The organism is Chitinophaga filiformis (assembly GCF_023100805.1).
Taxonomy (GTDB): domain Bacteria; phylum Bacteroidota; class Bacteroidia; order Chitinophagales; family Chitinophagaceae; genus Chitinophaga; species Chitinophaga filiformis_B.
The window spans coordinates 2,149,038-2,167,756 of the sequence record NZ_CP095855.1; the positions used below are offsets into that span (position 1 = coordinate 2,149,038).

Here is an 18,719-nt window from a genome sequence, read left to right on the forward strand (position 1 = left end):
AAAGTATTGCTATGCTCCGGAGGTTTATTTATATCACTGCCTGTTTGCTGCTCTGCAGTCAGTACGGGTGTAAGAAGTTCCTGAATGTGGAGCCGCTGGACCGGCTTTCGGGGAACACATTCTTCAAATCAGCGAAAGATGTGGAAGATAATATATGGGACATCTATGGCCTGTTCAGAGATGCTACAGGTTCCTGTCCATTGTTTGCCCTGGCGGGAGAGGCAAGGGGCGGTATGCTGGCTATGTCGCCCAAGGGAGACGGGGCCGACAGGACTTTCGTGGAGTATGTGGCCAAGAATGACCTGATACCGGTTATTTACAGGCCGCCAGGTAAAGACTTCTGGGACATATTTGATCTCTATATGCTGGCAGACTGGAAGCCTTTCTATCGCGTCATACAGGCTTGTAATATCCTGATCTATGAAGTGGACAGGCGTGACATACCAGACCTGACCGAGGACCGTAAAAAGACCTATAAAGCGGAAGCCATTTTTATGCGCTGTCTTTCCTATTTCATTATGGTAAGGCTCTGGGGAGATGTAGTGTACTATACGGATGCTTATCACCAGGCGCCATTACCCCGCGAGAAGATGGTGACAGTGATGAACAATTGTATTGCAGACCTGACGGCGGTAATGGAAGCGCTGCCATGGAGCTTTACTGAGCCTGCCTACCAGGGCGCCCGTACCAGCCGGGGATCTGCCATAGGACTGCTGATGGAAATGCATATGTGGAATGCGGGTTTTGATAAAGCGAATGCACAGAAATATTACCAGGCTACAGCTGACCTGGGCGATGAGCTGATGAAGAGCGGCGCTTATATGCTGTTGCCGATAGAGGAGTCGTTCACCATCTTTAAGGGCCGTTCAAGGGAAAGCCTGTTCGATATTGTGATCAGCTCCAACTACGGCGAAGGGCTGGCAGAGAAATGGAATGATCTTTCCGAGCTGGTAGTACATTATCCATATAAACGCCCGGCATGGAACCACCAGTACAGTTTCTGTTACTTCCGTGCAGAGTACCTGCGCCGCCTGTATCCTTCCGGCGTTCCCGATGCCAGGATACAGATGTGGTTCGACTCACAGATGTTTGCCAATGACGGCACTTTTATGTTCCTCAAGTATAATAGTCTGTATGAGCAGGGTAACTCGGACGTGAATGTGGATAACAACCTCATAGTACTAAGATATGCCGGCGCTGTACTGCTGAGGGCAGAGGCACTGGCTGAACTGGGACAGACAGATGAGGCTATCCGTTTGATGAATATGATCAGGCAGCGCGCGAAGACCACCTTGTACCAGGGAGGAACAGTCCAGGCCCTGAAGGATGCTATTTTTACGGAGCGGGCGAAAGAGCTGATGATGGAAGGACATTATTATTTTGACGTGGTGCGTACCGGCAGGGTGACTAACCAGCAATGGTGTTACTATCCGCTTACACAGGCGCAATTCGATAATGGTGGCTGGACATGGCCTGTCAACTCTGCTGCGTTGGATAACAATCCCTATATGCAACTGAACAATTATTGGTTAAGATAAAATAATACTTATGCGGACAATACTGTGCTTTATGGCTGCCCTCTTACTGGGTTTGTGCGCCTGTAATAAAGATAAATACTACCAGGACTCGGGTACCCACGATCCTGCTTTTAAAGGAACTACACTGGATTACCTGGATGCCGTGCCTTTCTATTTTGATACGGTAGCGACTATTGTGAGACTAGCTGGCATGGAAGAAGTTTTTAACAGCGATACGCTTACTTTCTTCGCCCCGACCGACAGGAGTGTGCTGCGTTTGATGCAGTCACTTAATTACGAACTGTACCGACTTGGGTATGATACGGTGAAAGTGCTGTCGGACGTACCGAAGGAGATCTGGTTTAAATACCTGCAACGATATATGTTCCATGGCAGCAATGAGCTGAAGGATTATCCACAGATAGATTATAACCTGCTGAACACTTACCCGGGACAAGGTTTCCTTTCATGGAACGGGTCGCCCATGAACATCGGTGTTGTGTATAATGATGACAACGGTGTAAAATATGTGGGATACCGGCAACTCTCCATTGCCTGCATCCCGGATCCTGCGCGGCCAAAGGAAAACTGGATCATTGATTATGTAGCCTCCTGCAATATCACAACGTACAACGGGGTGGTTCATACATTAACGAATGATCATTACTATTTCGGATTCCAGGGAGATCTCTTCATTGCAGACATGATCTCTGTAGTGGAAAACGGAGGTTAATAAAAAGCGTGTATCACATGAGAATAATTTCAATGGCAGTGCTGTTCATGATGCTTTTCGTAACAGCCTGTAAAAAAGATAAGGCCTACGATGATCCTTATGCCGGGGGAAAAGAACCACTGGGAGTAATGTTAAGTACGGAGACACCCAATCCGTCTGAGGCCGCGCCAGGTACTGTGGTGACCTTTAAAGGCAAAGGACTGATGAAATACATGGATTCCCTGCTGTTCAACTTTAATGGAGAGGCAGCAGAGATTGTAAAGGTGGACTCTGCCGGCATACAGGTGAAAGTACCGGTTACAGCCAGTACAGGTGTAACTTCTGTAACTATCGGCGATCAGATCTTCTTTGGCCCTCTTTTCAGGGTAAGGGGTAACCTGGATATTGACAATAACTATAAGGTAGTTGTAGGCGCCAACAGCTGGGTGAGTGATGTATATCGCTTCGCTGATGGAAGAATATTGCTGGTAGGCGATTTCCTGGACTATGAAAGGAAAGGTATAGTAAGACCCATCAGCAGGATAGTACTGACCTCCCGCGACGGCGAAATTGACCGTAGCCTGCAGTCAGGAAGAGGGGCCGATGGTTCACTGAACAGTATAGCGGCATTGCCCAGTGGCAAACTGGTGGTTGGCGGCAGCTTTGCTTCTTACGATATCCACCAGGCCGAGATTCACAATATTACTGTGTTGAACAGTAACGGGTCGCTTGATTCCATGAGTGTAAACACGTTTACCGATAAGGATACAGTACCTTCTTTCAACGGTGGTACCGATGGAAGGATCAATAGGGTATTTGTGTATAACAACCGTATTACCGCTATTGGTGGTTTCAATTATTACCTGCGGTTTGTATATGGTAAATCAGATTATCTGCAGGAGCGGGATTCACTTGTTACGGATAGTATACTGGTTCGCCAGCTGATACGCTTTTACCCCGACGGAACGCTGGATACTTCATTCAACTATGACCTGGCACGCCACAGGAGTTTCGATGGTCCAAACGGCCCTGTCAGCGATGCCTATCAGCAGGCAGACGGGAAGATCATTATTGTAGGCCGTTTTACGCGCTATAATGGGCAGCCGGCTCCCTACATCGCACGTCTGAACCTTGACGGTAGCCTGGACGCTGGTTTTGGCGGGAGTGGTGCTGACAATGATATTATTTCCATCCGTTATAACGAGACTACAAAACGCTTCGTGCTGGCGGGCAACTTTGATAAGTTCGATGGTACTGCACATAGCGGGCTGGTAATGTTACGGGAAGATGGTACGCCCGATGAACAATTTACTGCAGCACAGAGGGCCAGCAACGAAGTCTATTACTGTGCACAACAGCTTAGCAATGGCCTGGTGGTTGTCAACGGGAGCTTCACCCGCTATGATAATGTACACCGCAGTGGCTTTATGGTGTTGGACAAAACAGGCAAACTGGCGCCCGGATATAACAATACTGCTGATTTTTCAGGTGTCCTGCTCAGGGTATTCGAAACCATCAATACTTCCGGACAAACGCAGGCCCTCATCATGGGAAGGTTCAGCCGCTTCAATAATAAAGAGATCAATAACGTAGTCCGCCTGTTATTCAAATGATAAAATTATCCGCATATATGAAGAATTTCAACTGGCTGGCAGTTATCATTGTGACTATACTGCTTTCAGCCTGTAACAAAGGCTATGACAGGTTGCTCGACGAGAGAGAATATGAAGATACGACGGGCGTGACCGGTAAGCAGCCCAAAATACTGTTTCTCGTGGTAGATGGCGCCCGTGGAGAAGCAGTACGGAATGCACAGGCATCACATCTGCTTGAGTTGAGTGATAATGCCATCTATTCCTGGAACAGCATCAGCGATACGCTTAGCCTGGATGCCACGGCATGGTCTGATCTGCTGACAGGCGTCCATAAGGAAAAACATGGTGTGGTGAAAAGTGATTTCAGCGACAACCGGCTTGGGCAATATCCTGTCTTCTTCAAATACATTAAAGCACGTATGCCTGCATTCAGAATTGCGGCTTACAGTGCAAGCGACTCACTGGGAAAAATGCTGATCACTGATGCTGATGTGAACCACACCTTTGGTAATGACGATGATGCAACAGAGCAGGCTATCCTGGATGAACTGAAGATCGATACCGCCGGATTGATATTCGGGCAGTTTAGCCAGGTGGCTACCGCTGGTAAGGCATATGGCTATGATGCCGGCATACCGGAATACAAGGCGGCGATCCTTCGTGTGGATGAATACATCGGAAACATTATGAATGCCCTACGGCAGCGTAAGAACTATCAGCATGAAAACTGGCTGGTAGTGGTAACATCAGGCAGGGGAGGCCCTTTCAGTATTCCTCCTGATGAAGATGATGGCACCATCCTCAGTAATCCGAAGGTGAATACTTTCACTATATTTTATTCACCCCGTTATATGCCGAACTTTATAGACCGGCCATATACCGGCGCCCGTTATACGGGCAAAGCGGTGCGTCTCTATGGTAAAACGGCTACAGACGCCGTATACGCCACCATTGACGAAGGTAAGGAGGATCTGAACCTTGGCAAGACCAATGAAATGACCATTGCGCTGAAGATCAAAAAGAATAAGACTACTTATGGTGACTATTCCTATACCTTTCCCAATATCATTGGTAATAACCTGTCCCTGGACTGGTGGAAGAATACCGGCTGGGCAATATCCCTGGAAACAAACGCCTGGGGCGTGCACTATGGACAGAATGGTGCCGGTTTCAATATGGTGACCGGCGCCAATATCAGTGATGGCAAATGGCATGATCTGACAGCAGTATTCCTGAACAGGGACAATAAACGTTTCCTCCGCCTGTTCACCGATGGCAACTTTAATACCGAGACAGAGATCACTTCCTATGGTAGCTTTGATACAGATGATCCGCTGACACTGGGTTATGTACCGGGAAATGTTACTGATGATAACCGCTGGCTGAATGCCTATGTGACAGAGATCCGTTTCTGGCGTGCTGCATTGCCAGACAATGTGATCAAAGAATATGTCTGTGCGGAAGAATTACCCACATCCCATCCTTATCATGATTACCTGATAGGATACTGGCCCTGCAGGGATGGATTTGGTGGTGTGTTCAAGGACCAGACGGAATACAAACATGATTTCCAGATACATAATAATTACCAGTGGGATGATTTCAGTGACCTGATGTGCCCCAGCTCCGCTTCCAACCTGACGCAACTTGTGCCGCAGCCAGTGGATGTAGCCCGGCAGATCCTGAACTGGCTGCAGATAGCAGTAGATACCAAATGGCAGATGGATGGAAGGGTGTGGGTAACCTCCTACACATCCATCTGATTATATTTTTTAACTGCAAATATGCTGATATGAGTCGCAATAAACTCTCTGTGTTGTTACTGCTCCTGTTGTCCGGTGTGTGGTCCTGCAAAAAGGACGACAAGTTCCGCGATGAGCAGCTGAATCCTGTGAATATATCCATTCAAAGCACAAACGGACGGATAGCTGTGCCTGCGGGCAATAATTACACCAAAACAACTGATTATCTCAATATACCTGTAAAGATCGTACTCTCTGCCACTGCCCCGAAGATCTTTACAGTAGATGTGCATGTAAACAATGATACCATCACCCATCTGATAGAACAGCAACAACTTGGCGATGCTGTGCTGCTGGAACAAACCTATTATCAGTTGCCAAAAACTGCTGAGATCAGGTTTGGTATAGACACGTTCACATTACCGCTGCAGGTTAGTATGCAGGCTGTTGAACGGTATTATGGCAAGACGCTGGCGCTGGCAGTTGGTCTTTCCGATGCAGGGAAGAACAATACCCTGGATGCTGCCGCAAAGACAGCTATCCTGCTGATCAATACGGCAGAAATTATCCGGCCGGAGGATATTCATTATATCTCCTTTACGGCGGCGGGCAGTGTGTTGCAGCAACCTTCCGGAACTGACCAGACACTGGGTACTAATGAAGTAGTGCTGCCAGTCAGTGTAACGTTGGGAGGAGTAGCAGGAGGCGCGTTTACTGTAAACCTCAGCGCAAGCCCTGATACAGCCCAGGCATTGATAGATAATGGTACATTGAGCGGGTCGGTGCTACTGAAAGAAGGAGATGATTACAGCATCCCGTCCACGCTGACGTTCCCGGCCAATACGAATACGGCGAGATTTAACCTGGTGGTGAAAACGGAAGCCCTGAAGCGGAATGTACAGAATAAACCGGTACTGGCATTAAGTCTCAGTAATCCGACCAGGCACCTGTTGGATGGAGAACGCAGTACCATTGTAATGACAATGGACCCGTCCAGGCTGATCGAAACAGATATTACCAATACCAATATCAGTTATAAGACACAATATGAGAACACCAGTAACGCCAATGAAACATCGGGTAAGTTGATAGACAACAATATCAACTCAAAGTTCCTGTTGTTTAATTTTTCAACGGTATGGGCGCAGCTGGAGTTTGCCACTCCGCAAACCACCGGCGCCTATACCATGACGTCCGCCAATGACGCCCCGGAACGTGATCCTAAGAACTGGACACTGGAAGGGTCAGACAACGGGACGGATTGGACAGTGCTGGATACGCGGACAGATCAGTCTTTTGGCTCCAGGTTCCTGACGGTAAAATATACCTTCAATAACCAGGTCGCCTTTAAGTTCTATCGTCTGAACGTATCTGCCGTGAAAAACAGTTCATTATTCCAGCTGGCCGAGTGGCGGCTTTTAAAACGCCCATAATATTTTTCCTGTTCCCTCAGAACCAGGAGGTTTAGATCCAGAGGCCGGTTACAACCGGCCTCTTTTATGTTTAGGGGATCAGCCTTCTTTGAAGTTACAGATACGGTTTTTATCATCAGCTGGTGAAATGCTCAGGATATCGCTTATCTCAAAGTGACAAAAAGCAGAGGCCAGGATTAAGGGGGTATAGGGGGAAAGATATGAGGCATACCGCAGCAGCGAATGATATTAATTTTATTATTTTGGAGTTTATTAAACACCTTGCCTATGAGAAGAATATTATCTTTTCTCCTGCTACTGAACCTGCAAGCCTTCGCCCAGACGGATAACGCCTTACAGCATATCAAAGAAAGATACCAGGAAGTAAATAAAAATATCAGTTCCTACAGAATGGCCCGGGTGGATCTGCCTGATATAAGTACAGAAGGCGCTGATCTGGAAGGGTATTTTACCGGAGATACACTGCAATTGATGGTGCATACGATATATGGAGAGATGGGTAAAATGAGGTTGGAAGTGTACTATGAAAAGGGGGCGCCCGTGTTTTATTATGACAGGGATTACAAGTATGAGGTGCCTATGTATGATTCCACTTTTGAGCAACATAAGATGGCTGTCAAAGAATACAGAGGATATTTTTACAAGGGCAAAATGATCCGGTTGATTGATGAAAAGAACCTGATTTTTACGAAAAGGGATGAGGAGTTTATAAAAACAGAGCAGGAATATCTGAAATCGGCAGCAGATTTGTATAAGATTATCTTTGCACACAGATCTAGCGGGGTATCCCGTGAATAATGAAAGTATGAAAATAACACTGTTACAAGGCGACATCACAAAAATGGAGACAGATGCGATTGTCAATGCCGCTAATTCGTCATTATTAGGCGGTGGAGGCGTAGATGGCGCTATTCATAGAGCGGGAGGACCTGCCATACTCGAAGAGTGCCGTAAGATCCGTGACAGGCAGGGAAGATGTGCTCCCGGTGAAGCGGTCATCACAACAGCTGGCCGATTGCCTGCAAAATATGTTATTCATACGGTAGGGCCCGTATGGAATAAAGGAAGTGAGGAAGAGAAAGCATTGCTGAGAACGGCTTATATGAATAGCCTGCAGCTGGCAGCGAAGCACGACGTGCAGACGATCGCTTTTCCCAATATCAGTACAGGCGTATATCGTTTTCCCAAACAGGTAGCGGCTGAAATAGCGGTAGCTGCTGTGACGGATTTTCTTAAAAACGATAACAAGATAAGTAATGTGATATTCGTTTGTTTCGAAAAGGAGAACTACGACATTTATACCCAACTGCTTAGTCAGCAGGGGCCCTTATAGGTTCCGAAGTAACGAAGTAAGTCAGAAGATACCGGCGTGATTGCATACAGTTGCAGTTACGCTTTTCTTTTTTAAGATTCATTTGTACTTTCTCCCTTAAAGCAAAAGACTATGAAAAAATTCCCGTTATTATTACTCTTGTACTGTTTTACTGTACCCGTGTTTGCCCAGCAGTTCAATGGTCTGGATATGAACCTTGGCAACCTGTACCGTTTGTCGAATGCAAAGACCCGCTCTATCAGCCCCGAAAACTTTAATGGTGAGAAAGGGAAAGGAGGGATGGCCATGCCTGGGAAAGATGCACCGGTCAATACTGCCAATGCTTCGCATGCCGCACGGGAGCTCGGACAAGGCTGGAAGGTCAATCCTTTTGTGATTATCAAACCCGGGCAAACGTTCACGCTTGCAGAAGTAAGCGGACCCGGAGCTATTCAGCATATCTGGATGACACCGACAGGTATATGGCGTTATTCCATCCTGCGTATATACTGGGACGATGAAAAGGAGCCTTCTGTGGAATGTCCTGTGGGCGACTTCTTCGGCATGGCCTGGAATGAATATGCACCGCTGAACTCCATGGCTGTTACTGTTAATCCCGGCAGTGCCTTTAACAGTTATTGGATGATGCCTTTCCGCAAGAAATGCCGCATTACGATGGAGAACATTCATACAGAACAGATGACGCTGTATTACCAGGTGGATTATACGCTGACGGAGGTACCCGATGATGCGGCCTATTTCCATGCACAATTCCGTCGTACCAATCCCGATACTACTTCAGACTATGTACTGGTAGACAACATCCGCGGGAAAGGGCAGTATGTAGGCACCTTTATGGCGCTGGGAGTGAACAATTCCGGCTGGTGGGGAGAAGGAGAGATCAAGTTTTTTATGGACGGGGATACAAAATTTCCCACTATCTGCGGGACAGGTACCGAAGACTACTTCTGTGGTTCCTACAATTTTGACAGGGGCGGCAGGTATACAACGTTCTGTACACCCTATGCCGGCCTGCACCAGGTAATACTTCCCGATGGTACCTACCGGGCACGTCAGCGTTTTGGAATGTACCGATGGCATATTATGGACCCTATCCGTTTTGAAAAGGAATTGCGGGTTACTATCCAGGATCTCGGCTGGAGAGAAGGAGGAAGGTATCTGCAACAGCATTCGGATATTTCATCGGTCGTATACTGGTACCAGACAGAGCCTCATCAGCCATTTCCTAAACTACCTGTGAAGGATAAACTGGAGGTCTATTAAGCAAGGGCTTTGTTCAGTACATTTTCGAGCTGTTTGCACAGCTCGCCGAAGCTGGAAGGCTTGGTCAGGAAGTGTGAGGCGCCCAGTTCGGCAGTCTCAATGCCGTCCTTTTCTCTTAGGGAAGTGGTGAAAATAACAACAGGAATATCGCGATAGGCGCTGTTCTTTTTTTTGATTTCAGCCAGAAACTGTTTGCCGTTCATTTTAGGCATATTCAGGTCCAGGAATATAAGATCGCATTGAAGGTTGCCGCTGGCCAGCATTCGCAAGCCTTCTTCCCCGTCAGAAGCAAAATAACAGGTAGCAGCACTATCCACGATGGACATTGCCTCTCCAAAAAGCTCCTGATCGTCCATATCATCGTCTACCAGTAAAATTACTTTTTTTGCCATACGTGCCGCAAAATTAGGGATAATCCGCCAATCTATGGCGGGTTTAGGGAGAATGTTTATGGTTACAGATATTATAAAAAAGAAACATGAATATGTCGCATAGCGAATGTCGCAGGTGCTGCAGCAAAGATATGTAAGTTGCTGCCTGGCGGCAAGCCGGATACTGCCACGATGCCTGCACCAGGTTTTTCTCCCATTGTACTGACATGCAGCAGGGGAAGATGTTTGCGTAATATGGTAAAATAGAACGGCTTATGATTATTATTAATTGTTGTAACTTTTTTCGCAGGAAATGTTGTATATTCAATTAGTCGCAATTAGTCTATAATGCAATACTGCACTGCAATTGCAGTGTTGCAGGGAACCCAAGTTGATCCCCGGGCAGGGCACATATAAAGTTAACCTGATTGAAATGGAAGACAACCTTTATCTGCGTATACTCAACGCATTGTCTTTGAAATTGTATTTATACTTCACTCATCCAGGTGTTCAGGTAATTCACCGCCAACATTACTGCAACGATTCCGCAGCACAGTCTGCAAGCTGGCTGAATATTCATCCCGGATAGTATCGCGTAAACGCAACAATCCCTATCAAGTCTCTTCCTCACCTAAAATAACTAACATGAAACTAGATGTTAACTTTAATCCACTTCTGGCATTTCAGCAAACTGAAAATGTACCTGCATCTCTTGAACATTATCTGTCTTCAGAGAAACCTCCGTTATTTTATACCGCACCGCAATGCAATGTGTTGATACAGCAGCTGCAGCTCTTTGAAAGAAGCTTCTGGTATACTGTTATCAATTCCACTGAAGATAACCTGCTGCTAAGATTTGACCTTATCCCCGGCCTGAGTAAATTATTGATCTACACCATTCAGAATGATGATGAAATGATGTTCCTGCATCAGGATATAGGCATTGATATAGGCGAGAATGATTATTGTTACCTGGGCGGTGGCTTTCAGCCGAAAGATCTCCGGGTGCTGGTGAGCAAAGGTACATATCAGTCCCTCGCTTTTCCTTTCTCTCCTGAACAGGATGACAGTGAAAGTATGAAGAGTGCGGAAACCTTTTCGTTCGTAAACAAATTTCTTTTCGCACTGGGCCTGTTGAATACAGAGACGAGGAAATAGAAAACAGATACCATTTATTCTATCATAAAAACCTTACCAATATGCCAATTGAGTTCCGGTTGCCTGACCATTTAGTGCAGGACGTTGTGGTAACGCATGCCGTGCCGGCCCGTTACCGTAAATTGAGAGTACCCGTTGAAGACACCACAGCATTGTTCTTATCCGGCAAGTGGGGCGCGCTGCTTAAACAGAAGGTGCAGGTAGCAGATAGTTTTTACTGTGAATTGTATGCAGAACCGGCAGCTGACATGGAATTGCTGCTCTCTGTCTCCGAGCCGGTCATTATCATGCAGACAATGATGACCGGTAGTATACGTATTGCGTACGCCGGTAGCCATATGCAGCTGCAACCCGGAAAAGTGGGCATGCAGTACCTGGCCCCGGGAGTTGTTTACACCATTAGCCTGACAGCTGGCCAGCATTACCGCAGTGTTTATTTCCAGGTACCGGTAGCCATGCTGGAAGAGCTGGATGACACATATCCGCAGATAAGCGATATGTTACATACCCTGAAAAACAACAGCGGTTTTTCAGCACACCTTCCTTATATCCGCTTGAGCGCCGCTATGCGCAGTGAAATAGAAAAAATGAAGAATTGTCCGCTGACGGGGCAGGCGCGTGCCCTTTATTACAGTAACCGTATCAGTGATGCCGTGATCGCTTACCTGGACACTATGCATCGGATCACTTTGCAGGATAGCAGGTTGATACTACTGCATGAAAAGGAGATCGACGAATTTATTGAAAGAGTAGACAAGTGTCCGGAAGAATATGTGAACGTGGAACAGCGCGCACATGCGCTTGGACTGACGGAACGTGCACTGGAAAATGCTTTCAAGTTGAAGTTGGGTAGCACTGTAAAAATATACATACTGCAGCAGCGGGTTGAAAAGGCCAAACAGCTGTTACTGGCCACCATGCATACGATAACAGATATCGCCATGGAAGTTGGTTATTCTGATCCCTCTTATTTTATCCGGGTGTTTAAACAAACAGAAGGCATCACGCCGGGTCGGTACAGAAGTGATCACAGTGCAGCTATATAGCTGTATATAGGACAAAAGAAATAAAAAAGTACCGGTAATTTGCTGCCTTTGTCCTATCCATTTTATAGATGACTAACGATATTTGAATTGTATTTATGAGATTACCCCTATGGAAAGCCATTACGTAAGAATTGTTAATACCAGTAAAGAAATAGTCTTATGAAAGATCTCTAAAGATGCCTTGTTTGTAAAATGATTTTCAGGTCTTAGTTAAACCGTCATAGCATAACATATTTTGCCTTTTCATAATAATGCGGGCAGGCATTCTCACCGGATGCTGTTTTCCTCAACTACTTACGGCGTAAGTATGCCTGCGGGAGATCAATCAGCCGGATGTCCACTCCTTTGCCGTGCAAAGGTTTGGAGTCCGCTGATGGGAGGTCTGGACAGCTCTTTTTAATGGTATATTGAGGATAATCAGCTGTTCTGCTTGTCCAGGCGGGACATTCCTGAAACTAATTACATTATTTGCCATGGAGATGGTTATTTAATGAGATCCCATAAAACGCGATGCATGTTCGTAAACACGTTTAAGCGTTGGTTCCTGGTCTGCCGCCCCTTCTTCATCCATTGAACGGACCCCTTCCCCAAGGCAGGCTGTACTTTCGCAATACAGTTACATATTGACTCGACTTTCCCTCGTTGACAATTGTGAGTCATCAACTGTATTTTAATCGTTCCGGGAGAATTGCCATCAGGCTTTTTTCCCGGAATTTGTATTTTCTCCCCGCTGCTCACAACGGGCCTCCTGAAATGCCCGGTATTTGTTATCTTATACCCCACAAATCAACTCTCCATGAAGAATCCCGCATTATTATGCTTAGCGTTATGCTGCCTGTTCCCGCAGGTTTTTGCCCAGAAAAGGGTTCACGTTATACCAGAACCGGCGTCCGTACAGGAACAACCGGGAGAATTTATTATCGACAATAATGTGGCTATTACGACTACGTCGGCAGACAAACAGCTGGAAGGTACCCTGCAGTGGTTTTCAGACCGCGTAAACACCGCCACCGGGTTTCGTTTAAAACAAAACAGGCAGCCTGGTGCCAAGACGATCAACGTTGTGTTGAAACAGGGCGAAAAAGAGGAAGGATATACCCTGGCGGTAACACCAAAGGAAATGACCCTGACAGCCGGAAGTCCGGCGGGTGTTTTTTACGGTCTGCAAACCCTGTTGCAGCTACTGCCACCGGATATTGAGAGCAGTCAGCCTGTTGCCCGTAGCTGGGCCGTACCCTGCGCCACCATTACGGATTATCCCCGCTTTGGATGGCGGGGCCTGATGTTGGATGTGAGCCGTCATTTCTATACAAAGGAAGAAGTGAAGCGCTACATTGATGAAATGGCTAAATACAAATACAACATTTTCCACTGGCACCTGAGCGATGATAACGGCTGGCGCATAGAAATAAAAAGTCTGCCGGAGCTGACAAAGACAGGTGCATGGCGGGTGCCGCGTACCGGCAGATGGGGGAATTTTGATTCGCCACAGCCAGGGGAAGCTGCTACAGATGGTGGCTTCTACACCCAGGATGATATAAAGGAGGTGATTGCATATGCCCGCTCCCGTTATATCACCATCCTGCCGGAAATAGATGTGCCGGCACATAGCCTGGCGATGATCGCGTCATATCCTAACCTGTCCTGCACTCAGCTACAGTACAACGTAAATCCGGGCAGCCACTTCTATAAAGCAGAAGATAATGCTTTATGTATCGGCAACGATTCTGTTTTCACAGTACTGGATAAGGTTTTCACAGAAATAGCCGCTTTGTTCCCTTTCAACTACATTCATGTAGGCGGAGATGAAGCTTTTAAAGGCTTCTGGGATAAATGTCCGAAATGCCAGAAAAGAATGTCACAGGAACATCTGAAGAACGTGGATGAATTGCAGAGCTATTTTGTGAAACGCATGGAAAAAATGTTGAAAAGCAAGGGTAAAAAACTGATCGGATGGGATGAGATCCTGGAAGGCGGATTGGCGCCGGAGGCAACCGTTATGAGCTGGAGAGGTATGAAGGGCGGCATTGAGGCTGCAAAACAAAATCATCATGTGGTAATGAGCCCCTGGGACTTTTGTTATCTCGACCTGTATCAGGGCGATCCTGCGGCGGAACCACCTACCTATGGCATGTGCCGTTTGACTGATTCGTACAACTACGACCCGGTGCCGGTAGGGGTGGATGAGCAATACATTCTCGGCGGACAAGGAAACCTGTGGACAGAATCCGTATCTAACTACAGGCACATTCAATATATGACCTGGCCCAGGGCGCTGGCATTGTCTGAAGTGTACTGGAGCCCGAAATCAAAACGTAACTGGGATGATTTTATCAGCAGGATGGAAATTGAATTTGTCCGCATGGATACTGCTCATATCAAATATTCCCGCAGCGCCTGGAATGCTGTTATAAAGCCTCAGCAGAACAGTGACGGAGAAGTGTCAGTACAGTTGTCAACCGAGATCAAAGGACTGGATATTTATTACACATTCGACAATTCTGATCCTGATAACTGGTACCCGCGTTATACCGGACAAGCGCTGACATTCCCACGTGGTGCAACAAATTTGAGTGTCATTACTTACAGGAATGGAAAGCCCGTCGGAGACCAGATTACCGTTAGTAAAGAAGAGTTGTTAAAACGACTGAAAGATAACTGATTAATACCCAGCCGGGTAATTTAAAAAGCGTCGTCTGAGTTATCAGGCGGCGCTTTACTGTATTACATATATAACATTTTTATTCTTTTTTCAGAAAACAATTCCTTACTTTGAATGTAATTTAACTATCCGGAAAACCTGATGACTATACCAACTAGGAGTTTACTTCCCTCGGTAACTCTAACCATTATTTATTGCCTGGTCTCTTCTATTTTTATTCATGCGCGGAATAACAGTATTACAGACAGTGAGCTTTGTTACCAGCCATCCGGCTTACAGGTGAACAGCAGGAACAGTGGAGGGGCTGCAACCCGTGACATGGATACAACGCCTGTTGTTACTACTATTTCTACTACCGCTGCAAATGGTGTTTATGGTGTTGGGAGTACGATCACATTTAACATCACGTTCGACCAGGTTGTAAGGGTAAGTGGCGGCACGCCGGCGCTTATACTGGGTACAAGCCCTGTCAGCAGGACGGCCTTATATATTTCCGGAGATAGTACGAATACCCTCGCTTTTGCCTATACTGTAAATACAGGAGACACCACTGCCAAACTGGATTACACTGGTACGGATGCATTGCTCTTCAACGGCGCTGTCATTCGCGGCAGTGGAGGCTCCATTGCCTCACTGTTATTGCCTGCGCCCGGCAGTGCCGGTTCAATTGCCGGTCAGCGCGCAATTACAATTGACGGGAATGCGCCTGCTGCGCCGGTTATCAGGATACCAGCCAGCAATACCGTATTCAATACAACTGATATGCTGATCAGCGGCACAGCTGAACCGAATACGCTGATCACGGTATACATAGATGGCAATGTGCTGACCACAACTACTACTGACGCAGGTGGCAGCTGGTCGTCGGCTTTTACAGCCGGTTCCCTCGCAGACGGTAATCACAATATCAGGGCTACTGCCACTGATATGGCGAAGAATGTAAGTCTGCCGAGTACATCCGTCCCCGTTGTAACGGATGTTACTATTCCCAGCGTTATGTCTGTGGCAGTACGTTCCAATAATCAGAATGCTGCTTATGCTACTACAGATAATGTGATCACGGTTTATTTTACGGTAGATGATAATATTTATCTACCCGACATTACAATACTGGGTAAGCCGGTCGCTGTTACTATGGTAGGTGCGAAAGAATACGTTGGCCGGTACACCGTAACAGCAAATGATCCTGACGGCGCGGTTCCCTTCTCTATCAATTTTAAAGACCTGCATGGAAATGCAGGCGCTACCATCACTGCCACAACAGATAACAGTAAAGTATATATAGACAGAAAGCGACCGGCTGTTACCCTGAATACAATAGAAATGTCGCCGCTCAGGCATGCATTTCTTGTCTACATCAGTTTCAGTGAAGCGATAGCCGATTTCGACCTGAGTTATCTGACTGCTACAAACGCTGTTATTTCCGATCTTACAAGTGTAAGTAACAATGTCATGACCGTACTGGTCACACCGCAGTACGATGGTATAGTTACCCTGAGGCTGGCCGCCAATGCCGCTCACGACGTAGCCGGCAATCCCAGTCAGGCTGCTGAAGACCTCGCGGTAGAAGCACTCTTCGGGGGATATTTTGAGAAAGTATATCCTAATCCCGCTTCCGGTATCATGCATCTTCACTTTACCGGCACCGTGAATGAAAAGGCAAAAGTGACTATGACAAGTTTCATGGGGGTAGTAGTATACGAAAAGGATCTGCAGATGGATGATAAAACACTGACAGTAGATGTGAGCGGTCTGGAACAGGGAGCGTATATCATGAGGATTAAGTCAAAGAATTATAATTTTTATACCAATGTAATGGTGGTACATTGACGTAATGCCTTGCCTGAGGTATTATTGTTGCAATACTTCTTAATATTTCCCCTGCATTTTATGCGCGGTGTCATTAGCCCATATACAGTTGAAAAATAGCTGTATTCCTTTGTACCAGGAGGTTCAGGTCTTCCCTTCTCCGCTGCTGTGACGGAGCGGATCGCCGCCGGATGCGCATAAGGACGTAAAAATAAAGCGTATGAAGAAGGTCGGATTGAAATAACAGCCGGGTCCGGCGATTACAGATCTGTGTTTAAACAAGGGCATCACTAGCCTATGAAAGGCTTCAGGTAAGCCTGGAGATTCGGTGGAACCTTCTACCTACAGGCGCTCTTCTATAGCATTATAGGCACTGTTCTATAGCGAACGCTATAGAATAGTAGGTGAAATGTAGGACTATAGCGCTTATAGGTAGGAACCGGTAGGATAGTCGCACCGAATCCTTAGCGAAGAGGTACCGGATATGGTCCCGGAATGCCCGGTAACGATTGCGTAAATAAAAAGGCTCGCTTTCTTCGTCAAGCGCAGGGATTTTTATAGTTTGTTCCACATCTGTATGACTAAATTCCTTGTTATGAAGAACAATGTTCACCTTATCGCCATATTGTTTTTACTATTGCCAGTCTGTGTACATGGGCAGGATACACGTAAGCATTTGGTGGTGGCACAGGATGGTTCCGGCGATTACCGCTCGATCCAGGAGGCGGTGAATGCCGTGCGGGATTTTACATATTTCCGTGTGACGATCTTTATCCGGAAAGGTGTGTATCATGAAAAATTGTGCATTCCTTCCTGGAAATGCAGCATCACCCTGGAAGGAGAGGACCGGGACAGTACCATTATCACCAACAGTGACTATTGGGGAAAACCCTATCCCGGCAGGGATGCATCCGGAAGGGATAAATTCGGCACCTTTACTTCGTATACGGTATTGATAGCGGGAGATGATATCGTTGCTGAAAACCTGACCATTGAAAACGGTGCAGGTCCGGTAGGACAGGCAGTAGCGCTGCATGTGGAAGGTGATCGCTGCATGTTCCGTAATTGCCGGTTGCTGGGCAACCAGGATACGCTATATGCGGGAAGAGCAGATAGCCGGCAGTATTACAGGGATTGTTATATAGCCGGTACAACTGATTTCATTTTTGGTGCAGCAACAGTATGGTTTGAAGGTTGTACTATCCACAGTAAAAGAGATTCTTACATTACGGCCGCTTCTACGACAGACCGGCAATCGTACGGGTTTGTGTTCAGCCATTGCATATTAACGGCAGATACAAGTGCGAAGAAAGTGTACCTGGGTCGCCCCTGGCGTCCCTATGCGGCGACTGTGTTCATCTATTGTACACTGGGCGCGCACATCCTGCCACAGGGATGGCATAACTGGGACAATGCAGAGAATGAAAAAACGGCCAGGTATGCGGAATATGAAAACACAGGCGATGGTGCAGATAGCCGTCAGCGGGTGAGGTGGTCAAAACAACTGAGCGCTAAGGAAGCAAGAAATATCACATTCAGGAAAGTATTTGGCAATTGGGACCCTTTAAAGGAATAGCGGCAATATGTATTTTATTTCCCCACATCTGTGTGCGCAGCCGGGAAATGGCAGATGGGAAATCATTACATAAAATATACGCTGGAGAATACACTAAACGGTGTACCGACCGGTTTAACAGCCTTGATCCGGAATATGTGGTCAACTATGTGAGTAATACGTAGGCATTCGACTGGTTGAAAATAAATGTGCCCTTACTGAAGTGTCCTGACAGTATCATTGAACAAACCTATTATTATCATGGGCGCCTGGTGTCGGTGAAATGGGATAAAACAGGAGAGCACTATAAGAAAGGGAAGGGGTTGAAGCTGTTGGATAGATGGGATAGATGTGTATAGTAGGAGGCGGTTGAGGAAGGTGTTGGTAAGGCTGGATGAGGAGTGAGAAGTATGGAACTACAGTGAAATGATTTTTCATATATTGGTAATGTCTTAATAGTTAATTAGTTGGCAATTTGTTGTGGAGGCTTTACTTTTGCCGAAAGCAATACATCCATATGGTA

General features: G+C 46.6%; 14 protein-coding genes. 13 read left to right on the top strand and 1 reads right to left on the bottom strand.

The annotated features are described in order from the left end of the window. Nucleotides 1-11: 11 nt before the first annotated feature. The 8 genes from MYF79_RS08965 (at nt 12) to MYF79_RS09000 (ending at nt 9,595) form a co-directional block, all read left to right on the top strand. Nucleotides 12-1,538, top strand: a complete 1,527-nt coding sequence (locus tag MYF79_RS08965; protein ID WP_199657644.1) for a RagB/SusD family nutrient uptake outer membrane protein — start codon at nt 12-14, stop codon at nt 1,536-1,538. Nucleotides 1,539-1,548: 10 nt separating this feature from the next. After that, nucleotides 1,549-2,250: a hypothetical protein gene (locus tag MYF79_RS08970; protein ID WP_247813485.1), complete on the top strand. Its 702-nt coding sequence runs from the start codon at nt 1,549-1,551 to the stop codon at nt 2,248-2,250. Nucleotides 2,251-2,267: 17 nt separating this feature from the next. Continuing rightward, nucleotides 2,268-3,842, top strand: coding sequence for a DUF5008 domain-containing protein (locus MYF79_RS08975; protein ID WP_247813486.1), 1,575 nt, complete (start codon nt 2,268-2,270; stop codon nt 3,840-3,842). Nucleotides 3,843-3,859: 17 nt separating this feature from the next. Further along, nucleotides 3,860-5,587 carry an alkaline phosphatase family protein gene (locus MYF79_RS08980; RefSeq protein ID WP_247813487.1) on the top strand — a complete coding sequence of 576 codons (1,728 nt, stop codon included), beginning with the start codon at nt 3,860-3,862 and terminating at the stop codon, nt 5,585-5,587. Between the two features lie 29 nt (nt 5,588-5,616). Then, nucleotides 5,617-6,999 carry a discoidin domain-containing protein gene (locus MYF79_RS08985; protein WP_247813488.1) on the top strand — a complete coding sequence of 461 codons (1,383 nt, stop codon included), beginning with the start codon at nt 5,617-5,619 and terminating at the stop codon, nt 6,997-6,999. Between the two features lie 267 nt (nt 7,000-7,266). Beyond that, on the top strand, nt 7,267-7,797 hold the full coding sequence (locus MYF79_RS08990; RefSeq protein ID WP_247813489.1) for a hypothetical protein: 531 nt from the start codon (nt 7,267-7,269) through the stop codon (nt 7,795-7,797). A 7-nt stretch (nt 7,798-7,804) separates the two neighbouring features. After that, the gene (locus tag MYF79_RS08995; protein WP_247813490.1) at nt 7,805-8,332 is read left to right on the top strand and encodes an O-acetyl-ADP-ribose deacetylase; all 528 of its coding nucleotides are present in this window, start codon (nt 7,805-7,807) and stop codon (nt 8,330-8,332) included. Nucleotides 8,333-8,443: 111 nt separating this feature from the next. Beyond that, entirely contained in the window at nt 8,444-9,595 is a 1,152-nt protein-coding gene (locus MYF79_RS09000; RefSeq protein ID WP_247813491.1) for a glycoside hydrolase family 172 protein, read from the top strand. On the opposite strand, the gene MYF79_RS09005 is transcribed toward MYF79_RS09000, so the two are convergent. Further along, nucleotides 9,592-9,987, bottom strand: coding sequence for a response regulator (locus MYF79_RS09005; protein WP_247813492.1), 396 nt, complete (start codon nt 9,985-9,987; stop codon nt 9,592-9,594). The genes MYF79_RS09000 and MYF79_RS09005 overlap by 4 nt on opposite strands. A 624-nt stretch (nt 9,988-10,611) precedes the next feature. On the opposite strand from MYF79_RS09005, the gene MYF79_RS09010 reads away from it, so the two are divergent. The 5 genes from MYF79_RS09010 to MYF79_RS09030 all read left to right on the top strand — a co-directional run bounded on the left by MYF79_RS09010 (nt 10,612) and on the right by MYF79_RS09030 (nt 18,217). Then, on the top strand, nt 10,612-11,124 hold the full coding sequence (locus MYF79_RS09010) for a hypothetical protein (protein ID WP_247813493.1): 513 nt from the start codon (nt 10,612-10,614) through the stop codon (nt 11,122-11,124). A 41-nt stretch (nt 11,125-11,165) separates the two neighbouring features. After that, nucleotides 11,166-12,170: a helix-turn-helix transcriptional regulator gene (locus MYF79_RS09015; protein WP_247813494.1), complete on the top strand. Its 1,005-nt coding sequence runs from the start codon at nt 11,166-11,168 to the stop codon at nt 12,168-12,170. Nucleotides 12,171-12,966: 796 nt separating this feature from the next. Further along, a complete protein-coding gene (locus tag MYF79_RS09020) occupies nt 12,967-14,832 on the top strand; it encodes a family 20 glycosylhydrolase (RefSeq protein ID WP_247813495.1) in 1,866 nt (621 codons plus the stop codon). A gap of 141 nt (nt 14,833-14,973) precedes the next feature. Continuing rightward, nucleotides 14,974-16,662: a T9SS type A sorting domain-containing protein gene (locus tag MYF79_RS09025; RefSeq protein WP_247813496.1), complete on the top strand. Its 1,689-nt coding sequence runs from the start codon at nt 14,974-14,976 to the stop codon at nt 16,660-16,662. Nucleotides 16,663-17,236: 574 nt separating this feature from the next. Further along, the gene (locus MYF79_RS09030; RefSeq protein ID WP_247813497.1) at nt 17,237-18,217 is read left to right on the top strand and encodes a pectinesterase family protein; all 981 of its coding nucleotides are present in this window, start codon (nt 17,237-17,239) and stop codon (nt 18,215-18,217) included. Nucleotides 18,218-18,719: the final 502 nt, after the last annotated feature.

Coding starts and splice junctions, on each gene's coding strand:
- MYF79_RS09020 (WP_247813495.1), top strand. CDS start 12,967: ATGAAGAATCCCGCATTATTATGCTTAGCGTTATGCTGCCTGTTCCCG.
- MYF79_RS09000 (WP_247813491.1), top strand. CDS start 8,444: ATGAAAAAATTCCCGTTATTATTACTCTTGTACTGTTTTACTGTACCC.
- MYF79_RS08980 (WP_247813487.1), top strand. CDS start 3,860: ATGAAGAATTTCAACTGGCTGGCAGTTATCATTGTGACTATACTGCTT.
- MYF79_RS08985 (WP_247813488.1), top strand. CDS start 5,617: ATGAGTCGCAATAAACTCTCTGTGTTGTTACTGCTCCTGTTGTCCGGT.
- MYF79_RS08990 (WP_247813489.1), top strand. CDS start 7,267: ATGAGAAGAATATTATCTTTTCTCCTGCTACTGAACCTGCAAGCCTTC.
- MYF79_RS09025 (WP_247813496.1), top strand. CDS start 14,974: ATGACTATACCAACTAGGAGTTTACTTCCCTCGGTAACTCTAACCATT.
- MYF79_RS09015 (WP_247813494.1), top strand. CDS start 11,166: ATGCCAATTGAGTTCCGGTTGCCTGACCATTTAGTGCAGGACGTTGTG.
- MYF79_RS08975 (WP_247813486.1), top strand. CDS start 2,268: ATGAGAATAATTTCAATGGCAGTGCTGTTCATGATGCTTTTCGTAACA.
- MYF79_RS09030 (WP_247813497.1), top strand. CDS start 17,237: ATGAAGAACAATGTTCACCTTATCGCCATATTGTTTTTACTATTGCCA.
- MYF79_RS08965 (WP_199657644.1), top strand. CDS start 12: ATGCTCCGGAGGTTTATTTATATCACTGCCTGTTTGCTGCTCTGCAGT.
- MYF79_RS08970 (WP_247813485.1), top strand. CDS start 1,549: ATGCGGACAATACTGTGCTTTATGGCTGCCCTCTTACTGGGTTTGTGC.
- MYF79_RS09005 (WP_247813492.1), bottom strand. CDS start 9,987: ATGGCAAAAAAAGTAATTTTACTGGTAGACGATGATATGGACGATCAG.
- MYF79_RS08995 (WP_247813490.1), top strand. CDS start 7,805: ATGAAAATAACACTGTTACAAGGCGACATCACAAAAATGGAGACAGAT.
- MYF79_RS09010 (WP_247813493.1), top strand. CDS start 10,612: ATGAAACTAGATGTTAACTTTAATCCACTTCTGGCATTTCAGCAAACT.